Origin of the sequence: Bradyrhizobium sp. 35, assembly GCF_023073215.1 — a bacterium.
In the GTDB taxonomy this organism is placed as follows: domain Bacteria; phylum Pseudomonadota; class Alphaproteobacteria; order Rhizobiales; family Xanthobacteraceae; genus Bradyrhizobium; species Bradyrhizobium canariense_D.
Window position 1 is genome coordinate 86940 of record NZ_JADPJC010000056.1, and the last position, 18968, is coordinate 105907.

The 18968-nt window shown below is 64.0% G+C and carries 18 protein-coding genes; 8 read left to right on the forward strand and 10 right to left on the reverse strand.

Going from position 1 to position 18968, the window contains the following annotated elements; translation table 11 throughout:
- Positions 1 to 6 precede the first annotated feature (6 nt).
- A complete protein-coding gene (hutU, locus tag IVB36_RS12200) occupies positions 7 to 1674 on the forward strand; it encodes a urocanate hydratase (RefSeq protein WP_026234001.1) in 1668 nt (555 codons plus the stop codon).
- A 7-nt stretch (positions 1675 to 1681) separates the two neighbouring features.
- Here the strand turns inward: hutU and IVB36_RS12205 are convergent, their stop codons facing one another.
- The gene (locus IVB36_RS12205) at positions 1682 to 1957 is read right to left on the reverse strand and encodes a hypothetical protein (protein ID WP_083926599.1); all 276 of its coding nucleotides are present in this window, start codon (positions 1955 to 1957) and stop codon (positions 1682 to 1684) included.
- On the opposite strand from IVB36_RS12205, the gene IVB36_RS12210 reads away from it, so the two are divergent.
- Positions 1950 to 3266: an alpha/beta hydrolase-fold protein gene (locus IVB36_RS12210; RefSeq protein WP_247295114.1), complete on the forward strand. Its 1317-nt coding sequence runs from the start codon at positions 1950 to 1952 to the stop codon at positions 3264 to 3266. The two genes, IVB36_RS12205 and IVB36_RS12210, sit on opposite strands and share 8 nt — an antisense overlap.
- An 11-nt stretch (positions 3267 to 3277) precedes the next feature.
- Here IVB36_RS12210 and IVB36_RS12215 read toward each other — a convergent pair whose 3' ends face one another.
- The 3 genes from IVB36_RS12215 to IVB36_RS12225 form a co-directional block, all read right to left on the reverse strand.
- On the reverse strand, positions 3278 to 3544 hold the full coding sequence (locus IVB36_RS12215) for a Plug domain-containing protein (protein WP_018460323.1): 267 nt from the start codon (positions 3542 to 3544) through the stop codon (positions 3278 to 3280).
- 62 nt (positions 3545 to 3606) lie between these two features.
- On the reverse strand, positions 3607 to 4674 hold the full coding sequence (locus tag IVB36_RS12220) for a hypothetical protein (RefSeq protein ID WP_157643161.1): 1068 nt from the start codon (positions 4672 to 4674) through the stop codon (positions 3607 to 3609).
- A 292-nt stretch (positions 4675 to 4966) separates the two neighbouring features.
- A complete protein-coding gene (locus tag IVB36_RS12225; protein WP_018460320.1) occupies positions 4967 to 5251 on the reverse strand; it encodes a hypothetical protein in 285 nt (94 codons plus the stop codon).
- A 172-nt stretch (positions 5252 to 5423) separates the two neighbouring features.
- Between IVB36_RS12225 and IVB36_RS12230 the strand changes: the two genes are divergently transcribed.
- The gene (locus IVB36_RS12230) at positions 5424 to 6233 is read left to right on the forward strand and encodes a substrate-binding domain-containing protein (RefSeq protein ID WP_026234000.1); all 810 of its coding nucleotides are present in this window, start codon (positions 5424 to 5426) and stop codon (positions 6231 to 6233) included.
- On the opposite strand, the gene IVB36_RS12235 is transcribed toward IVB36_RS12230, so the two are convergent.
- Together IVB36_RS12235 and hisC are read right to left on the reverse strand one after the other, a co-directional pair.
- The gene (locus IVB36_RS12235; protein ID WP_018460318.1) at positions 6207 to 6905 is read right to left on the reverse strand and encodes an ABC transporter permease; all 699 of its coding nucleotides are present in this window, start codon (positions 6903 to 6905) and stop codon (positions 6207 to 6209) included. The two genes, IVB36_RS12230 and IVB36_RS12235, sit on opposite strands and share 27 nt — an antisense overlap.
- Before the next feature lie 217 nt (positions 6906 to 7122).
- Positions 7123 to 8175: a histidinol-phosphate transaminase gene (gene hisC, locus IVB36_RS12240; protein ID WP_026233999.1), complete on the reverse strand. Its 1053-nt coding sequence runs from the start codon at positions 8173 to 8175 to the stop codon at positions 7123 to 7125.
- A gap of 222 nt (positions 8176 to 8397) precedes the next feature.
- Here hisC and IVB36_RS12245 point away from each other — a divergent pair, with 222 nt between their 5' ends.
- The 5 genes from IVB36_RS12245 (at position 8398) to IVB36_RS12265 (ending at position 14341) form a co-directional block, all read left to right on the forward strand.
- Complete coding sequence (locus tag IVB36_RS12245) at positions 8398 to 9876, forward strand: FAD-binding oxidoreductase (protein WP_026233998.1); 1479 nt, start codon at positions 8398 to 8400, stop codon at positions 9874 to 9876.
- Positions 9877 to 10134: 258 nt separating this feature from the next.
- A complete protein-coding gene (locus IVB36_RS12250) occupies positions 10135 to 10986 on the forward strand; it encodes a 3-hydroxybutyryl-CoA dehydrogenase (RefSeq protein ID WP_018460315.1) in 852 nt (283 codons plus the stop codon).
- Positions 10987 to 11125: 139 nt separating this feature from the next.
- Positions 11126 to 11590: a group III truncated hemoglobin gene (locus tag IVB36_RS12255; protein WP_247295107.1), complete on the forward strand. Its 465-nt coding sequence runs from the start codon at positions 11126 to 11128 to the stop codon at positions 11588 to 11590.
- Between the two features lie 253 nt (positions 11591 to 11843).
- Positions 11844 to 12497 carry a Rieske (2Fe-2S) protein gene (locus tag IVB36_RS12260; protein WP_018460312.1) on the forward strand — a complete coding sequence of 218 codons (654 nt, stop codon included), beginning with the start codon at positions 11844 to 11846 and terminating at the stop codon, positions 12495 to 12497.
- Between the two features lie 116 nt (positions 12498 to 12613).
- On the forward strand, positions 12614 to 14341 hold the full coding sequence (locus tag IVB36_RS12265) for a methanol/ethanol family PQQ-dependent dehydrogenase (protein ID WP_247368967.1): 1728 nt from the start codon (positions 12614 to 12616) through the stop codon (positions 14339 to 14341).
- A 303-nt stretch (positions 14342 to 14644) separates the two neighbouring features.
- Here the strand turns inward: IVB36_RS12265 and IVB36_RS12270 are convergent, their stop codons facing one another.
- From IVB36_RS12270 to gfa, 4 genes are all read right to left on the reverse strand, one after another.
- Complete coding sequence (locus IVB36_RS12270; RefSeq protein WP_018460310.1) at positions 14645 to 14905, reverse strand: hypothetical protein; 261 nt, start codon at positions 14903 to 14905, stop codon at positions 14645 to 14647.
- A gap of 57 nt (positions 14906 to 14962) precedes the next feature.
- Entirely contained in the window at positions 14963 to 17275 is a 2313-nt protein-coding gene (locus tag IVB36_RS12275) for a molybdopterin cofactor-binding domain-containing protein (protein ID WP_085384846.1), read from the reverse strand.
- A gap of 1 nt (position 17276) precedes the next feature.
- On the reverse strand, positions 17277 to 17729 hold the full coding sequence (locus IVB36_RS12280; protein WP_007601363.1) for a (2Fe-2S)-binding protein: 453 nt from the start codon (positions 17727 to 17729) through the stop codon (positions 17277 to 17279).
- A 642-nt stretch (positions 17730 to 18371) separates the two neighbouring features.
- Positions 18372 to 18935: an S-(hydroxymethyl)glutathione synthase gene (gene gfa, locus IVB36_RS12285; protein ID WP_018460308.1), complete on the reverse strand. Its 564-nt coding sequence runs from the start codon at positions 18933 to 18935 to the stop codon at positions 18372 to 18374.
- Between the last annotated feature and the right edge of the window lie 33 nt (positions 18936 to 18968).

An 18968-nucleotide genomic window follows, 5' to 3' on the forward strand; every position in this document is an offset into this window, starting at 1 on the left:
TTCCGCATGAACCGCCGACTGGACAACGACCGCACCATCCGCGCGCCCCGCGGCAGCGAAATCAGCGCCAAGAGCTGGTTGACCGAAGCTCCCTTGCGCATGCTCATGAACAATCTCGATCCCGACGTTGCAGAACGTCCGAGCGAGCTCGTCGTCTATGGCGGCATCGGCCGCGCCGCGCGCGACTGGGAGAGCTTTGACCGGATCGTTGCTTCGCTGCGCGAGCTCGAGGACGACCAGACGCTGCTGGTCCAGTCCGGCAAGCCGGTTGGCGTGTTCCGCACTCATGCCGACGCGCCGCGCGTCCTGATCGCGAATTCCAACATCGTGCCGCACTGGGCGACGCTCGATCATTTCAACGAGCTCGATCGCAAGGGCCTGATGATGTACGGCCAGATGACGGCGGGTTCCTGGATCTATATCGGCAGCCAGGGCATCGTGCAGGGCACCTACGAAACCTTCGTTGAAGTTGGCCGCCGCCACTATGGCGGCAGCCTCGCCGGCAAATGGATTCTGACGGCCGGTCTCGGCGGCATGGGCGGCGCGCAGCCGCTGGCTGCGACCATGGCCGGGGCCTCGATGCTGGCGGTCGAATGCCAGCCGAGCCGCATCGAGATGCGTCTGCGCACCGGGTATCTCGATCGCCAGGCCGCAACGCTGGACGAGGCGCTTGCGATCATGGCCGACGCAGCGAAGACGAAGAAGGCGGTCTCGGTCGGCCTGCTCGGCAATGCCGCGGAGATTTTTCCCGAGCTGGTCCGCCGTGGCGTCAGGCCCGACATCGTCACCGATCAGACCAGCGCGCACGATCCGATCAACGGCTATTTGCCGAAGGGCTGGACGCTCGCCGAGTGGGAAGCCAAGCGCGCTGCCGACCCCAAGGCCGTGGAGCGCGCCTCGAAGACCTCGATGGTTGAGCACGTCCAGGCCATGCTGGATTTCCATGCACTGGGCATTCCGACCCTCGACTATGGCAACAATATTCGCCAGATGGCGCAGGACATGGGCCTGAAGAATGCCTTCGATTTTCCCGGCTTCGTTCCCGCCTATATCCGTCCCTTGTTCTGCCGCGGCGTCGGGCCGTTCCGCTGGGCCGCGCTGTCGGGCGATCCCGAGGACATCTTCAAGACCGACGCCAAGGTCAAGGAGCTGATGCCTGACGACAAGCATCTGCACAATTGGCTCGACATGGCCAGGGAGCGCATCAAGTTCCAGGGCCTGCCGGCGCGGATCTGCTGGGTCGGGCTCGGCGATCGCGATCGCCTGGGCCTTGCCTTCAATGAGATGGTGGCGCGCGGCGAATTGAAGGCACCCATCGTGATTGGCCGCGATCATCTCGACAGCGGTTCAGTGGCGAGCCCCAACCGCGAAACCGAAGCGATGAAGGACGGGTCGGACGCTGTGTCCGACTGGCCCTTGCTCAACGCCCTGCTCAATTGCGCCAGCGGCGCGACCTGGGTGTCGCTGCATCACGGTGGCGGCGTCGGCATCGGCTATTCCCAGCATGCCGGCATGGTGATCGTCGCCGACGGTACGCCGGAAGCGGCGAAGCGGATCGCGCGCGTGCTCTGGAACGACCCTGCCAGCGGCGTCATGCGCCACGCCGACGCGGGCTACGACACCGCGATCGACTGCGCCCGCGACAAAGGGCTCGACCTGCCGAGCCTGCGCTAGGCGCGACTTAGGCCACGACCCTGGCTTCGGCGCTGCCGAGGCGCTGGCGTTCCTTTGCGAGATACTCGTCGATCGCGTCGCCGTGCATGGGCTTTGCGAAGTAGTAGCCCTGGATGAAGTCGCATCCCAGCCGGCCTGGAGTAACCGTGCCTGCCCGTTTTGAGCATGGCGGCCATAGCCGCAACGCGGCCGGCTGAGGTTTGACCGCGCACAGTCGGCTCGTCATACTTTGCGCCAAGGCGAGCCAGAAAGACTCGTCGGTATCGGGAGCTGAAATGACCAAATCATTCTCCGTCCTTGCGGGGACGCTGATTTCCGTCGTCTCCTTCACTTCGATTGCCTTCTCGCAGCCGGCCTGCGTCACCCAGAACATGGCCGTGCCGCCTGGGGCCAACACCACCGACAAGGCGGGCCCGTTCTTCATTGATACGACGGGTCTTGACTTCAAGACGGCGCCTCCGACGCGCGATCCATCCAATCCCAATTATCCACGCGCCACAGAGCTTCCTGACGGAACGCTGCCGCCACCGGGTGCCGAGGGCAATTTCATCATCGGTCCCACCCACAATCCTGCGCCGGAGACGATCGCGAAGGAGGGCGTGCCGCGTGGGACGACAAAGTCCTTCACGCTGTCGTCGAAGGAGAGCACCATCTACAATCCTGGCCTGATCCGCGATGACGCCGCCGGCTGCACCAATTCCTCGATCATGACGACCGTCACGGCGCCGGACGACAAGTCGCACATGATCGTCACCACCAGCCATCCCGGCGTCTGGTCGCGCACCATCGACGTCTATGTGCCGGCGCAATATGTGCGCGGCAGCGAGGCGCCGTTCATCGTGGTCGGCGACGGCGGCTCCAACGCCTACAAGGACCTCGCCGTCACGCTCGACAATCTGATCGCGCAGCGCCGCGTGCCGCCGATGATCGCGATTCAGATCGGCAATGGCGGGCAGGACGCGCAGGGCAGTCAGCGTGGCCGCGAATATGACGCGGTGTCAGGTGCCTACGCGCAGTTCGTCGAGCGTGAAGTGCTGCCGCTGGTCGAAAAGAACGCCGATGTCAAGCTGACCAGAAATCCCGATGGGCGTGCGACCATGGGGCTGAGTTCGAGCGGTGTGGCCGCCTTCACCATGGCGTGGTTCTATCCGGATCTCTATCACCGCGTGCTGGCGTTCTCGCCGACCATGGTCAACCAGCAATGGCCGCACGACCCGTCGCTGCGCGGCGGTGCCTGGGAGTATCACAGCGCATGGACGGGGCCAGCCACACCCCATCTCATCTCCAAGGCGGGCGTGCTCACGCCGGCCGAGCCGCCCGGCCTGCCGCTGATCGTCGCCGCGCCGACCAAGCCGATCCGGTTCTGGTTCTTCGGCGGCGACCAGGACCTGTTCTATCCGAACCCCACCATTCCCGATGGCATGCACGACTGGACCCTCTCCAACGCGCTGATGGCCAAGGTGCTCGCGGAGAAGGGCTACCACTATCAGTTTCTGTTCGTCCGCAACGCCAAGCACGTCGACCGTCCCACGATCGCGCAGACGCTGCCGTCGGCGCTGGAGTGGGTCTGGAAGGGCTATCCTATCCCCTGAGCGAAAGTAGCCTAGCGCCCGATCGTCACGCCGGCGGTCGAGCGCATGGCGTCCTTGAGGCTCGTCGCGTTCTTGTCGTCGAGGACCTCTCGCGTCAGCACGGTGGTCTGGCCGGGCGTGTTGAGGATCGTCTCTCCGCGCGAAAAGGAGAGGCGGTCGGCCTTGTAGGGTGAGGCCTGATCGGTCGTGGGCGCATGGCGTTTACTGGATGCGGCGAAGGCTCCTTGCGAGACGCAGAGGACGACAATCACGACCAGTCGCAACGATCTTGCGGGCATGCGATCTCCCAAATTCAGGGCGTTAGCCTAGCATATGGGCTGCTCGTCACTGGAATAAAGGGTCAGGCGAGAGCGGCCTGGCGTTCCCGCATTAATTCGCGGACCGGATCGGGTTTCCCCGGCTCGGCGAGCCGTGTAAAACTGCGCTGGCTTGCATGCGCGGGGGCTTCGACAATCACGCCTTCGCAGACGATCTGTCCGCCGAGCATCCGGAATTCCAGCTTGTCGTAGCGCGGCATCGTCTCGCCGGGCGCGGGCGGCAGCAGCCCGACGCTGCCCTGGATGTTCAGCGTGGCATCATCGGCGCCGTGGAGGCGGGGATTCCACATCCTGATCCCGGTCTCCGCCCAGCGCTGCCGGATTAGCGCGGCGCGGTCGGCGGGCTCTGCGGCTCTCACGCGAGCTTTCGGTGCATACGGGATCTCCGGAGCCGGAGACACGAGGGCCGGAGCTGGCTCGATAGTTGTGACGACGCCGAGCGTCTCGGTGGAGTCTTCCGCGGCGCCGGGGGAAGGATCGCTCTCGATGCTATCCTCAGGGACATGCTCCGGCGAGATGTCGCGATCGGCGAACGCGACACACGTGTCGTCGAGAGTCGAGGAAGTATCCACGTCGACGACCAGAGCGATGGCGTCAACCGTGACGACCTCGACATCGACAGAAGAGGCCTTCTCCGCCACAACGGGCTCAACGTCGGCCGAAAGTTCGGAAGTTGGATCGCTGTTGATGATGAGTTCGGGGACGTCGACCGCTTCGCGCACGACGTCGATAGTCGCGACCGAAACTTCCACGACGATCGGCTCGACTTCCGTCGGCGTCTCCTGGGATGAATCGTCGCTGCCGCTGACATCGGCTGGCGTTTCCGACGGGCTCTCCGCGATGACAGGGCTGGAGGTGTTGTCTTCGGCGGCTGAAGCCGCGACCGGGACGTCGCAGTGCGACGTATCCGCGTTGATGCTGGTGTCGAGAGCCGGAGCCGTATCTGCAATTTCTGCAACAATGGCGGGTGAGGCGTCTACTGCGTCAGGCGTGACGTCGATGCTGCCACCGTGCGGCGCGGGGCGAAGCCGGGTGAACGCCCATTTCACCGCGGCGATGCGGCGCAGCAACGATATCAGTCTCGAAAGCACTGGGAGTTGTCCAAGAGGTACTCGGCTTGAGGCCATCGCTGATTCGCCAGCAATGTAAAAATCCCCGGCTGTCACACTGATGTCAATGTAGGTAGGACCAATTGCAGAACATCCACGCCTTCAGGGCGCGCGGCTGCGATTTAGCCGGCGTGACTGTAACCAAGGTGCAGCCCCGCCAATACGCTTCGTTCGACACCAACACCTTCGCACATGACATCGACAAGCTTTGACGGCACAAAGGTTCTGGAGAGGGGACGATCGCCCCTCTCCAGGATTTTCGATCGATACCGGCCTACTTTCCGGCGCCGGAGCCGGAGCCAGCGCCGCCGCCGGCCTGGCTGCCCATGTTATTGGTGTTGCTGCCGCCGGCCGACGGGGTCTGCTTGCCCTTGCTGTCGGCGGCCTCGTTCTGCATGTTCGACGACGCGCCGGTTGTCATGCCCTTGGTCGCGGGGCCCCGCGACGAAGGGCCAACGTCGCCCTGGCCGGATGCGCCTGGGGCGGGTTGTGTCTGCGCAAAGGCGCCGCCGGTCGCCAGCGCCATGATGCACGCGGATGCCAAAATGATCTTCTTCATCTGGTTTCCTCCTGGGTTGCCTTGACGACAACTTGCGCGCGGAGCGGACGTTCCTCACTTAGGAGCGCCGCGAGGCTCATGACCAAGCGCATTGCGGCGCTGTCGAGGTTCCCTGTACAGCTCTATCGACGGTAAAGTTTGGAACATCGAGCATCTTGTGTAAGGACGAGGCATGAAAAGGATAATGACTCTCGGAGCGGTTCTGCTCTGGTCCACCATCGCGTTCGCACAGGAGCGCACCATTACTGTGGCCTCGACGACGTCGACGGAACAGTCGGGGCTGTTCGGTTACTTGCTGCCGCTGTTCTCGAAGGCCAGAGACGTTGACGTGAAGGTCGTTGCCGTCGGTACGGGTCAGGCGCTCGACATCGGGCGGCGCGGCGATGCAGATGTCGTGTTCGTCCATGACAGGCCTGCCGAAGACAAGTTCATGTCCGAAGGCGAGGGCGTGAAGCGCTTCGACGTCATGTACAACGACTTCGTCATTGTCGGGCCGAAGAGCGATCCCGCCAAGATCGCCGGCGGCAAGGATGTGGCCGAGGCGCTGCGCAAGATCGCGGCCGTGAAGGCGCCGTTCATCTCGCGCGGCGACAAGTCCGGCACGCACGCGGCCGAACTGCGGCTGTGGAAGGAGGCAGGCATCGACCTCGGTGCCGCCAAGGACGGCTGGTATCGCGAGATTGGCCAGGGCATGGGTCCAGCACTGAACATGGCGTCGTCGTCGAACGCCTATCTGCTGTCGGACCGCGGCACCTGGTTGTCATTCAAGAACCGCGGCGACCTTGCCGTCCTCACCGAAGGCGACAAGCGGCTGTTCAACCAGTACGGCGTCATGCTGGTCAATCCGGCCAAGCATTCGAACGTGAAGGCGCGGGACGGGCAGGCCTTCGTCGACTGGCTGATCTCTCCTGGGGGGCAGGAGGCCATCGCGGGCTACAAGGTCGGGGGCGAGCAGCTATTTTTCCCCAACGCGTCCCACTAGCAGGAAGGCGACGGTCGACACTGCGACGCTGAGTGCGAGCAGGATCAGCCCGAGCCCGAGCGCCAGCGGCAGGTCGCCCTTGCTGGTCTCCAGCGCGATCGCGGTCGTCATCGTGCGCGTGAAACCGCGAATATTGCCACCGACGATGAGGATGGCGCCGACCTCGGCGATCGCGCGCCCGAAGGCTGCGAGAAAGGCCGTCAGCAGCGAGGTCCGGCCCAGCGCGAACAGCAAGCCGATGCTGCGTAGCGTTGACAGCCCGTCGATCCGTGCGAGGTCGCCATACTCCGCCCACAGCAGGCTCGCCGGCCGGTGCACCAGTGCGACCACGATCGGTGTGGCGAGCAGCGTCTGCGCGACCACCATGGCCGCCGGCGTGAACAACAGGCCGGCGGCCCCGAGCGGGCCCGAGCGCGACAGCAGAAGATAGAGCGCGAGCCCGACCACGACCGGCGGAAGGCCAAGCAAGGCATTGGTCAGGACGATGATGACCTGCCGCCCACGGAACCGGGTGATCGCAAGCAGCGCCCCGAACGGCGCCCCGATCAGAAGCGCGAGGATGCTGGCAGTCAGGCTGACGCGCACCGACAGCCCGACGATGCCCAAAAGCTCTGCGTCGGCCTCGCCGATCAGTGTGAATGCGGCGCCGATGGATCGCGCGAAGTCGTTCATCCGTGCCCGAGCTTCGGCGCCCGCCACGATGCCTCGGGTGCGCCGATTTCGGGACTGCGGGGGTGATTCACGTATATTTCCCTGAGGGCAGCGTCGTGCAAGGCAGCGGCGGAGCGGTTTGGTAACCCGAATTTGACCGGAAATCAAAGCCTTGCGCGGCATGGGTACGAGGTGGCGTTCGGCCTCATCTTTTGCCCGATGCGGGGACGGTCGGGGCTCAGATCAAGCCGCGCAGCACTTCAACGAGCCGGGCACACTCGGCCTCCGTTCCGATCGTGATGCGCAGAAAGTCCTCGATGCGCGGCTTTCCGAAATGCCGGACCAGAACGCCACGCTGGCGAAGCGCTGCCGCGAGATCTGCTCCGCTCCGGCTTCGATGGCGCGCGAAAACGAAGTTGGCGAGCGACGGCAGCACATCGAAGCCGAGTTGTCTGAGATCGCGGGCCAAGGTTTCGCGGCTTGCGATGATACGGGCACGGGTGTCTCGGAACCAGCCGTCGTCCTCGATCGCGGCGACGGCGCCGGCGATCGCGAGGCAATCGAGCGGATAGGAGTTGAAGCTGTCCTTCACCCGTTCCAGCGCTTCGATCAGCGGTCGTTGGCCGATGGCAAAACCAACCCGCAGGCCAGCGAGCGAGCGCGACTTCGAGAAAGTCTGGATAACCAGCAGATTGTCGTGGCGTGCAACCAGCGGCACGGCGCTCTCGGCGCCGAAATCGACATAGGCCTCGTCCACCACCACCAGCCGGTCCGGCTGTTCGGCGAGCAGCCATGCGATGGCGTCGCGCTGAAGGGCGATGCCGGTTGGAGCGTTCGGATTGCAGAGCAGGATGGCGCTCGATGGTCGCCTGTAGTCGGAGATATCGATCCTCATCGCAGCATCGAGCGGCACCTCGTCATGCGTTATTCCATAGAGGCCGCAATAGACAGGGTAGAAGCTGTAGGTGACGTCGGGGAATAGAAGCGGTGGTTCGTGCTTCAGAAGTGCCTGGAAGGTGTGGGCCAGCACCTCGTCGGAGCCGTTGCCGACGAACACTTGCTCGGGCGCCACATCGCAATGGGCCGCGATGGCCTCGCGCAGGCGCGTTGCGCGCGGATCGGGATAAAGGCGCAGCCGCTCCGCGGCCGATGCGATCGCCGCCAGCACGCGCGGCGAGGGCGGGTAGGGATTCTCGTTGGTATTGAGCTTGACGATGCCGTCCTGCTTGGTCTGCTCGCCGGGGACATAGGGCGAAAGCGTGTGGACGACTGGACTCCAGAAACGGCTCATGAGCTCCAATCCGAATTTGATCGGGGCACAGTAGGGTATGCGGGAGCCCGGTGGAAGTGCGCCTGCGTTCAGCATTGCAGGCAAATCCGCACGAGGCTTACTGCCGGAGACGTTCCCGCAAGCGCGACCCCTATGCTAGGGTCATTGCACCACCGCCCAGAATGAAAAAGAACGAAGGCCGGCGCGCCCCAAGGCGCGCAACGGCCGAAAAGAGAGGAACACATGCCGGGTGCAGCCCTTCCCACCGCCCCCTCGATTCCGAGCGCGCCGGTGACGTCAGCCGTTCTCGACCGCTTGCGGGCCATCGTCGGCGACAAAGGCCTGATCGTGGACGAGCAGGACAAGCTGCCCTTCGTGACCGACTGGCGCGGCACGCTGGCGGGGCAGGCCGCGGCGATCGTGCGTCCGGCCATCACCGCGGAAGTCTCCGCTGTCGTCAAGCTCTGCTACGACAACGGCATTGCCATCGTTCCGCAAGGTGGCAACACCGGCCTGATGGGCGGTGCCACGCCGTGGCCCATGCACCGCGGCATCGTGCTGTCGCTTGGTCGCATGAACCAGGTGCTGAATATCGATCCCGTCGGCTATGCTATGACTGTGGAGGCGGGCTGCATCCTCGAGACGCTTCAGGACACAGCCGCGCGCCACGACCGCCTCTTTCCGCTCAGCCTCGGTGCTCAGGGCTCGTGCATGATCGGAGGTAATCTGTCCACCAATGCCGGCGGCGTGCAGGTGCTGCGTTATGGCAATGCGCGAAATCTGGTGTTGGGTCTCGAGGTCGTGCTGGCTAACGGCGATATCTGGGACGGCCTGCGCGCACTCAAGAAGGACAACACCGGCTATGACCTCAAGCATCTGTTCATGGGCGCCGAAGGGACGCTCGGCATCATCACCAAGGCGGTGCTGAAACTCTGGCCGGCGCCGAAAGACGTGTGCACGGCATGGCTCGCAATTCGCGATCCCAAGGCAGCCATCGACCTTCTGTCGGAGGCGCATGCCGCTTCCGATGACAATGTCGGCTCCTGTGAGCTCATCAGCCGTGCGTGCACCGACATGGTGCTGCGCCACATTCCCGGCACCCAGGATCCCCTCAAGGCTGAGACGGAATGGTATCTCCTTCTCGAATGGTCATCGGCACGGCCACGGCAGGACGGAGGCACGGGCATGTCGGACAGGATGGAGCAGTTCTTGGCCGACCAACTCGAGACGGGCCGGGTGCTGGATGCGGTGATCGCGCAAACCGAAGCGCAGTCGCGCAACATGTGGCGGATTCGCGAGAGCGTGGCCGAGGCATCGCGCACCGAAGGTCCGGGCTTGAGCTACGACGTGTCGGTCGCGGTCTCCAGGATTCCCGAGTTCATCGACAGCGGTCTCGAGGCCGTACTCGCAATCCTGCCGGCGATCCGCCCCTATCCGCTCGGCCACATCGGAGACGGCAATGTGCACTTCTCCTTCATGGGCCCGAAGGGCATGGACCGCGATACGCTCTCCCAATATTCCGCGGCGATCACACGGGCCGTCAACGACCTCGTCACCTTCATGGGCGGCTCGATCTCGGCGGAACATGGCATCGGCATCGAAAAGCTCGACGAGCTCCAGCACTACCGTTCCCGGACCGAGCTCGACATCATGCGCACGATCAAGCGGGCGCTCGATCCCAAGAACATCATGAATCCGGGCAAGGTGCTTCGTCTCGGTTGAGCTGTGCCCACCTCAAGCCCGGTGCTCCCGAACGCTCGGCGCTCACGGAGACGGATGCCGCGGATAGGCCGGGCCAAACAGCCGGGGGCGTCAAATCATGCCGTGTGGCGGCCGAAAGGCGGCTTTATTCCCGCCTTGGATGCTTTAAGGAAGGGACAGGATCAGGTCGCACCCGCCCGGGGGCGGTGCTAGACCCTGATGCAGGAACAAAGGGGCGGGCCGGCATGGCACGTCCGCAAGGATGAAGGATTTGAGGCAATGATCCAAAGCGTTGGCATCATCGGGGCAGGCACCATGGGGAACGGCATCGCGCAGATCTGTGCCGCGGCCGGGCTTTCGGTCGTGATGGTCGATATTTCCGATGCGGCGGTGAACCGCGGGATTTCGACGGTTGGCGGCAGCCTCGAGCGCCTGGTCAAGAAGGAGAAGATGTCGGCGGGCGATCGCGACGCCACGCTCAAGCGCATCACCGGCACCACCGACCGCGCCAAGCTCGTCGATTGCGATCTCGTCATCGAGGCCGCGACCGAGAACGAGGAACTCAAGGTCAAGATCCTGAAGGATCTCTGTGCGACGCTGTCGCCACGCACGCTGCTCGCCACGAACACCTCGTCGATCTCGATCACGAAGCTCGCCGCGGCGACCGACCGTCCCGACCGATTCATCGGCATGCACTTCTTCAATCCGGTTCCAGTTATGGCGCTGCTGGAGCTCATCCGCGGCTTGCAGACCTCCGACGACACCCACGCCAAGGCGCTCGATTTGGCCAAGCGCGTCGGCAAGGTGGCGATCACGGCCAAGAACAGCCCGGGCTTTGCCGTCAACCGCATCCTTTGTCCGATGATCAACGAGGCGATCTTCGCGCTGCAGGAGGGGATTGCGACGGCGGAAGAGATCGATGCCGGCATGAAGCTCGGCTGCAACCATCCGATCGGCCCGTTGGCGCTCGCCGATCTCGTCGGGCTCGACACCATGTTGTCGGTGATGGAGGTCTTTTACAAAGGCTTCAACGACCCCAAATACCGTCCGGCCCCCTTGCTCAAGGAAATGGTCGATGCCGGCCATCTCGGCCGCAAGACGGGGCAGGGCTTTTATACCTACAGCGCCTGACAACGGCGCGGGCGGCGGGCGTTGAGTGTGCTCGCCGCCAGACCCCGCGATTTGCGCTGCGACAAAGACGCCGCGCGCAATCGGCCCGACAATGTCGAACGGGCGCCGTGCGGGAACAACGGAACGGATAACAAGGGACATGTCGGATCGACTGAAGGCCGAGCGCGAGGCTGCGACCGCGCGGCGGAATTTGCTGACCCAGGATGCAATCGAGCGCACGGGGATCACCGAAGAGATGATCGGGGAACTCGTGACCCGCTTCTACGGGCGCATCCGCGAGGATGAGCTGCTGGGGCCGGTGTTCGCGAACGTGCAGAATTGGGACGAGCATCTGGCCAAGCTCCGGGATTTCTGGTCGTCGGTCGTGCTGATGAGCGGCCGCTACCATGGTTCACCGATGCGGGCGCATATGCCACTGAACCTGATCGGGGATCATTTCGACCGCTGGCTCGATTTGTTCGAACAGACGGCACGCGAGGTCTGCCCGCCGCCGGCAGCCGCGCTCTTCATCGACAGGGCGCGCCGCATCGCCGACAGTTTTGAGATGGCGTCGGCAACGTTGGCCGGACGCATCGCTGCGCCGCGTCACGTGCTCCGCTCCTAGAACACAAAACGCCTGCCTGAGAAATGCGCAGCCGCGCCGATGGCGCCGAGCGTCGGCGCATTGCACCAATACCGGCAGCATTGATCTGATCTGCAAAATCATCATGCCGGTCGCGTAGCGTGACGTTGCAATTAGAAAAATGCGCGTAAATGCGCGTGTTCTCGTTCAATCAGTGCGAGCATAACCATGTGATGCACTGCGGGAAAAAATCTTTGCCTTTTTTTCGGCAGAGTTCCAGCGCCTGCTTGCGGGCATGTCGCGTGCATCGTTCAACACATCCTCTTCATCCTCCGACAACACAGCGGAATCCGACGCTGACGCCTGCACGGAGCAAACCCGGCGGGCGCTGTTGATGAATGCGCTGGCCACCACGGCGTGCCTCGCCTGTTCCACGCAGGTCCACGCGGGCGAGGATGCGCCCGGCTCCGACGAACGGCCTCAGAAGGGCGATCTGCTCGTGTTCTCCGAAGGCGATCAGGAGGGAAAGCCCGTCACCGCGGCCGCTCTGTCGGCCGGCGGACCGCCGGTGCATGCCTGGCCGAAAGATCCGAAGACATCGGTCGTGCGCAGCGCCTCGCGCCTCAATGAGATTCTGATCATCCGCCTTGACCCCACCGAGCTCGACGAGCAGACGAAAGCGCGCGCTGTCGACGGCATCCTCGCCTATTCGGCAATCTGCTCGCATGCCGGCTGTCCTGTCACGGCCTGGGTGAAGAGCGATGTCGGCGACAAGGAAGTGCTCAAATGCATGTGCCACAACTCCGAATACGATCCTCGCGCGGGCGCGCAGGTCGTGTTCGGGCCGGCGCCGCGACGGCTCGCTGCGCTGCCGCTGGCGCTGGCTGACGGCTCGCTCAGCGTCGCCGGGAACTTCATCGGAAAGGTAGGTGGCGCGCAGCCGGGATGATGGGCGTGCGGGTTGTGCCCGCGTCACGAGAGGCCGCATCCGCCGATGGGCGGACGACGGGACGAACGACAAGAATTCAAAACAAGAATTCAAACGGATATAAAAGGGGAACGTCCATGACCAGGAAGCAATGGTTACTGTCCGGCTTTGTCGCCTTCACGTGTCTTGCATCGACCGCCGCCATGTCAGGCCCGATCGAGAACTACGCGCCGGTTACCGCGCAGCGGTTGGAAAACCCGGAGCCCGCCAACTGGATGCTTTACCGGCGGACCTATGACGGGCAGGGCTACAGCCCACTCGACCAGATCAACACCTCGAATGTGAAGAACCTCACCCCGGTCTGGACTTTCGCGACCGGCGTGGTCGAAGGTCACGAGGCGCCGCCGATCGTCAACAACGGCGTGATGTTCGTGGCGACCCCGATGGGCCAGGTGATCGCGCTGAACGCCAAGACCGGCGACGAATATTGGCGCTACAAGCGGCAGCTCCCCGACGACCTGTTCCAGTTGCATCCGACCAGTCGCGGCGTCGGCCTCTGGGAGGACAAGCTCTATCTGGCCACTACCGACGACCATGTCGTCGCGCTCGACGCCAAGACCGGCAAGGTGGTGTGGGACACCAAGGTTCAGGATTACAAGAAGGGCCAGTACATGACCCTGATGCCGCTGATCGTCGACGGCAAGGTCATCGTGGGCGGCTCCGGCGGCGAGTTCGGCGTGCGCGGCTATGTCGCCGCCTATGACGCCAAGGACGGCAAGGAGCTCTGGCGGACCTATACGATTCCGGGCGAAGGCGAACCCGGCCACGACACCTGGCAGGGCGAGGACTGGAAGAACGGCGGCGGCTCGGCCTGGATGACCGGCAATTACGACAAGGACACCAAGACGATCTATTGGGGCGTAGGCAACGCCGCGCCCTGGCCCGGCGAGATGCATCCGGGCGACAATCTCTATACCTCGTCGGTGCTCGCGCTCGATCCGAACACCGGCAAGATCAAGACCTATCATCAGTATCACCAGAACGATTCCTGGGATTGGGATGAGGTCGAAGCGCCGATGTTGATCGACCTGCAACGCGACGGTCGCAACATCAAGAGTCTGGTCCATCCGGGACGCGATGCGATCTTCTGGATACTCGAGCGCACGCCGACCAAGATCAACTACGTCGCCGGTTGGCCGTTCGTCTCTACCGACGTCTGGAAGGGCATCGACGCCGAGAGTGGCAGGCCGGTCGTCGATCCCGCGCACAAGCCGATGGTCGGCAAGCGCGTGGAGTTCTGTCCGTCGCTGTGGGGCGGCAAGGATTGGCCCTCGGCGGCCTACAGCCAGAAGACCGGCCTCGTCTACGTGCCCGCCAACGAGAATTTCTGCGGCGGGTTCACCGGCGAGAAGGTTCCGCTCAAGCCCGGCGAACTCTGGCTCGGCACCAAGCCGGAGGACATCGGGCTGAAGACGAAGCCCGGGGCGGATCATTTCGGCGAGCTCCAGGCCTGGGACCCCGTTACGGGCAAGAAGATGTGGCAACACAACTTCCCGAAATCGCAGCTGTTCGGATCGGTGACGGCGACCGCGGGCGATCTCGTCTTCGTGGGCGGCACCAACGACCGCAACTTCCGCGCCTTCAACGCCAAGAGTGGCGAGCTGCTGTGGGAGCAGAAGACCAATTCCGGTATCATGGGCATGCCGGTGTCCTATGAGATCGACGGTACGCAATACATCGCGATCCAGTCGGGATGGGGCGTGGATGCGCAGCGCATCCAGGATGCCCTCGTGACCAACAATATCGGCATCGAAGCCAACGTGCCGCAGGGCGGCGTGATCTGGGTGTTCGCGCTGAAGAAATAGGCCCCGCTGGCGGATCGAAAGAAGCGGAGTGTCAGGGGGCAAATGCGGCGGACGGTAACGTCCGCCGCATTTTGCGTGGGCGTTGTCCCTTCTTCCCCTGCGGGAGAAGGTGGCGCGAAGCGCCGGATGAGGGGTTCTATCCGCGCGTCTCAATGTGCGGACCCGCGCAGGCATACCCCCCACCGCGTGATCGTGGCAACTGGCGTCGCTGCCCTCTCCCGCAAGGAAAGAGGGCACATCGATGCGCTTCGGCGAAGAAGTAGAGCCGATATTCGCGATGTCAAAACGCCGATGCTCAGATCGCTACTTCCCCTCGCGCTCGACCTTGTCCTTTTCCTTCTGGTTCATCTCGCGAACCTTGGGATCGGGATTGTGCTGTCCGGTAGTCTGGGTGGTCGAGGGCGGCGTGGCATTGGCGTTGGGCAGCGAGTTCTGGTCCGGCGTGCTGGGGCGCGTCGCCGTTGTCGGCGGCGTGGTGTTGCTCTGGGCGTATGCGCCAGTGGCCGTCAAAAGAAAGGCGCTCGACAGCAACGAGACTGCGAGCGCCTTTGGGATATGGGTCATCGATCTGCTCCTGTCAGATCGATGCAAACGGCGCGAGGCCGCCTTGTGTTCCCGCCTTTACGCTTCCAATTGCTTGCCGAGCGGAAGGCTGCGGATGCGCTTTCCGGTCGCGGCGAAGATGGCGTTCATCAGCGCCGGCGCGAATGGCGGGACGCCAGGCTCGCCCACGCCGCTCGGCGGCGTGTCGGGTCCTGGCGGCACGATGTAGACGTTGGTCACCGCAGGGGATTCGTCGATCCTGAGGACCTGGAAGTCGTCGAAGTTCTTCTGCTGCACCTTGCCGTCCTTGAAGGTGATCTCGCCGTATTTGGCGAGACTGAGCCCCATGATCGCCGCGCCCTCGATCTGGGAGGCGATGCGCTCGGGGTTGACATAGGTGCCGCAGTCGATGGCGGTGTCCACCCGCGGCACCGCCAGCTTGCCCTTGTCGTCGACGGCCACCTCGACGATGGTCGCGATATAGCTGACGAAGCTGCGGTGCACGGCGATGCCGAGGCCATGGCCCTTCGGCACTTGACGGCCCCATTCGCCCTTCTCGGCGACCAGCTCGACCACCTTGCGCAGGCGCGCGGTGTCGATCGGATAGCTGTCCAAGGGCTCGCCGTAGTTCCACATGTCCTTCACGGCGGGCTTGACGATGCGCGGGCTCCCGATCAGCGCGAGCAGCGTCTCCTTCTGGTCGCGGCCGGTCGCATGGGCGATCTCGCCCACCATCGACTGGACCGCGAAGGCGCGCGGGATGTTCGAGACCGAGCGGAACCAGCCGATGCGGGTGAACGCCGCGGCTTCCGGGTTCTCGCAGGAGATGTTAGCGATCTCGAACGGCATGTCGACGAGGCCCATGCCGAGCTCGAAGGGCGCCTCATGCTTTGCACCCGCCGCGAACGTCGAGGCGATGCTCGGGGCCACGCTGCGATGGCGCCAAGCGATCACCTTGCCGCTCTTGTCGAGCCCCGCCTCGATCCGTTCCACGGAGACCGTGTGCAGGAAATCGTGGCGGACGTCGTCCTCGCGCGTCCACTGCACCTTGACGGGTACGCCGAGCTCCTTCGACAGCAACGCGGCCTCGAGCGCAAAGTCGCATTTCGACTTGCGGCCGAAACCGCCGCCGAGCAGCGTGACGTTGACCGTGACATTGCCCTCGGGAATGCCGAGCGTCTTCGCGACGTCCTCGCGCGTACCGCCCGGGCTTTGCACCGGCGCCCAGATCTCCGCCTTGTCACCCTTGACGTCGGCGACCGCCACCGGCGGCTCCATGCTGACATGAGCAAGATGCGGCAGATAATATTCGCCGACGACGACCTTGTCGGCGCCCTTCAGAGCAGCCTCGGCATCGCCTTCCTGGCGCACCACAAGGCCCGGCTTGCGCGAGGCCTCCTCGAGCTCCTTGCGGTAGGCGACGGAATCGTATTTGCCGTTGGCGCCATCGTCCCAGGTCAGCTTCAGCGCGTCGCGACCCTTGATCGCCGCGCCGGTATTGCGCGCGATCACGGCAACGCCGCCGAGCGGCTGGAATTTCGACGGCCACGGCCAGCCGCGCACCTCCATCACCTTCTCCACGCCCGGGACCTTCAACGCCGCGTCCGGATCGAACGAGACCAACTTGCCGCCGGTCACCGGCGGGCGCGCGATCACGGCATACTTCATGCCAGGCAGCCGCACGTCGGCGCCGTAACGCGCTTTGCCGGTGGTGATGTCATGGAGATCGACGATGCCGATCTGGCCCTTGCCGAGATAGCGGAAGTCCTTGGGGTCCTTCAGCTTGAGCCCTTCGATGCTCGGGACCGACTCCTTGGCAGCGTCGGCTGCGAGCTCGCCGAACCCGAGCTTGCGGCTCGTCGCGCTGTGGACGACTTCGTGATTGACGGCCTTGACCTCGGTTGCCGGCACACCCCAGCGTTTCGCGGCGGCCTGCTCAAGCATGGTACGGGCGGAGGCACCGATCTGGCGCATCGGCATCAGATAATGCCGCGTGCTGCGCGAGCCGTCGGTGTCCTGGTTGCCGAACTTGACCTCGTCGCCATGGGCCTGTTCCACCTTGACCCGTGACCAGTCGGCTTCCATCTCCTCGGCCACGATCAGCGGCAGGCTGGTGCGCACGCCCGTTCCCATCTCGGCGCGGTGGGCGAGGATGGTGACGGTGCCGTCGGGCGCGACCGCGACGAATACGCGCGGATCGACCACGACGCCGTGCGGCATCTTGCCGGCGCCGGTCTCGTAGGCGAACGCCTGGCGCGACATCACGGGCGCCGCGAGCACAAAGCCGCCGGTGATGCCGAGCCCCTTCAGGATGCTGCGGCGCGAAACCTTCTCGACCTTGATGTTCTTCTCGAAGCCACGAAGCTTCTTCGGGTTGTCGATGAAATTCATGTCACACTCCCGTCGATGCGAGATGGACCGCATTCTCGATGCGCTGGTAGCAGCCGCAGCGGCAGATGTTGCCGGACATCGCCTCGCGGATCTGGTCGTGCGACGGCTTCGGGTTGTCCATCAGCAGCGCAGCCGCCTGCATGATCTGGCCCGCCTGGCAGAAGCCGCACTGGGGTACGTTGACCTGACGCCAGGCCTTCTGCACCGGGTGATCGCCGTTCGGATGCAGTCCCTCGATCGTCGTGATCTCGCGGCCGGCGACGTCGTTGATCGACGTGATGCAGGCGCGCACGGCTTCCTTGTCGACGATAACGGTGCAGGCGCCACACAGGGCCTGGCCACAGCCGAACTTGGTGCCGGTCAGCCCGGCCTCGTCGCGCAGGAACCAGAGTAGCGGGAGATCCGGGTCGCCGTCCCAGCTCTGTTCCTGGCCATTGATCTTCACCTTGATCATGATCGTCCCTCGCTCTTCATAAGCTTGCCGATTTCAGATTTTCCAGATGCCGGTCGGTGGAACGCCCGCTGCGCGGCGTCGCGTTCCAGCCGTCCTCCCGCGCGGGCAGATCCCGGCAGGACTCAGAGGAATGCCAATGTCATGTCCGGATGTGCTCGATACCTCCCGTCGTGTTCTTGATTATTGAATTTCGCGCGGCATCGTCACGACGCGATCGTAGCAGGATCGCTTCGGTCTGGCGTTCACAGCCAAGTGTTTTCCAATCAGCTGTTCTCGACGGGAAAAGATTGCAACGAAGGTTTGTCAAAAGCAGGGCGCCCCATCGCGCCGCGCGCCTCTCGAGATGGGCGCACTAAAAAAAGAGCTTCGTCCGCCAGAAGACCTGTGCGGACGAAGCAGGATGCCTCAGTCGAGGGAGGGAGAAACGCAGGCCGCGGACTTCAAGCCGGAAGCCGGCGGCCCTGCGCAGTCATTCAGAGACCAGGACTGAGGGAGTTGACGGTCCCCACACAAGTGCAGTTGAAAAGCGGCGGCATCGCCGCGATTGTCCCGGGCCGGCTCCGTCCGCTCGCTGGGTGTGGTGGAACGCGAGCGGACGGGGCGCAGCAAACGTCAGGCGACCTTTGCTCAGGCGGCCTTTGCTTAAGCGGCCTTGGCTTTCGCCACGTGGGTCGCGATCGCGTCCATCAGCGCCGGTGACAGGCAGTCATAGGGCTCAAGTCCAAGCTCCTTGAACCGAGCCCGTATTCCGCCCATCTGCTCCGGCTTCACGCCCGATTCGATCACCGACGAGACGAAGGCGGCGAATTGCGGCGCCTGCGAACCCTGCTCCTGGAACAGTTCGGGGTGGATGAAGTCGAGGCCGTAGAACGGGTGATCCTTGTTCTCGATGCGGCCGTACATGTGCGTGCCGCAGGCCTTGCAGGCGTAGCGCTGGATCGTCGCCGATGGATCGACGATCTGGAGCTTGTCGCCGTTCTCGAGCACGGTGACGTTCTGGCGGGGTACCACGGCGACGACGGAGAAATTCGCCCCCTGCGGTTTCCAGCACTTGGTGCAGCCACAGGCGTGATTATGCGCGACGTCGCCCTTGACGGCGACCTTGACCTGATGGTCCTTGCATTTGCATGCGAGCGTGCCGCCGGCGAAGCTGCCGCTGCCCTGTTTGATGCCGTTATCGATCGAGGGATGGAGTGCAACAGTCATGGGTCGATCCTCCTTGGGGTGACGCTTTTCGAA

What these genes read in the sequence shown, in the direction of transcription:
- IVB36_RS12265 (WP_247368967.1), top strand. Translation starts at nt 12,614, where the DNA reads ATGACCAGGAAGCAATGGTTACTGTCCGGCTTTGTCGCCTTCACGTGT.
- IVB36_RS12215 (WP_018460323.1), bottom strand. Translation starts at nt 3,544, where the DNA reads ATGCCCGCAAGATCGTTGCGACTGGTCGTGATTGTCGTCCTCTGCGTC.
- IVB36_RS12235 (WP_018460318.1), bottom strand. Translation starts at nt 6,905, where the DNA reads ATGAACGACTTCGCGCGATCCATCGGCGCCGCATTCACACTGATCGGC.
- gfa (WP_018460308.1), bottom strand. Translation starts at nt 18,935, where the DNA reads ATGACTGTTGCACTCCATCCCTCGATCGATAACGGCATCAAACAGGGC.
- IVB36_RS12275 (WP_085384846.1), bottom strand. Translation starts at nt 17,275, where the DNA reads ATGAATTTCATCGACAACCCGAAGAAGCTTCGTGGCTTCGAGAAGAAC.
- IVB36_RS12260 (WP_018460312.1), top strand. Translation starts at nt 11,844, where the DNA reads ATGTCGCGTGCATCGTTCAACACATCCTCTTCATCCTCCGACAACACA.
- IVB36_RS12270 (WP_018460310.1), bottom strand. Translation starts at nt 14,905, where the DNA reads ATGACCCATATCCCAAAGGCGCTCGCAGTCTCGTTGCTGTCGAGCGCC.
- IVB36_RS12225 (WP_018460320.1), bottom strand. Translation starts at nt 5,251, where the DNA reads ATGAAGAAGATCATTTTGGCATCCGCGTGCATCATGGCGCTGGCGACC.
- IVB36_RS12245 (WP_026233998.1), top strand. Translation starts at nt 8,398, where the DNA reads ATGCCGGGTGCAGCCCTTCCCACCGCCCCCTCGATTCCGAGCGCGCCG.
- IVB36_RS12250 (WP_018460315.1), top strand. Translation starts at nt 10,135, where the DNA reads ATGATCCAAAGCGTTGGCATCATCGGGGCAGGCACCATGGGGAACGGC.
- hutU (WP_026234001.1), top strand. Translation starts at nt 7, where the DNA reads ATGAACCGCCGACTGGACAACGACCGCACCATCCGCGCGCCCCGCGGC.
- IVB36_RS12230 (WP_026234000.1), top strand. Translation starts at nt 5,424, where the DNA reads ATGAAAAGGATAATGACTCTCGGAGCGGTTCTGCTCTGGTCCACCATC.
- IVB36_RS12255 (WP_247295107.1), top strand. Translation starts at nt 11,126, where the DNA reads ATGTCGGATCGACTGAAGGCCGAGCGCGAGGCTGCGACCGCGCGGCGG.
- IVB36_RS12280 (WP_007601363.1), bottom strand. Translation starts at nt 17,729, where the DNA reads ATGATCAAGGTGAAGATCAATGGCCAGGAACAGAGCTGGGACGGCGAC.
- hisC (WP_026233999.1), bottom strand. Translation starts at nt 8,175, where the DNA reads ATGAGCCGTTTCTGGAGTCCAGTCGTCCACACGCTTTCGCCCTATGTC.
- IVB36_RS12210 (WP_247295114.1), top strand. Translation starts at nt 1,950, where the DNA reads ATGACCAAATCATTCTCCGTCCTTGCGGGGACGCTGATTTCCGTCGTC.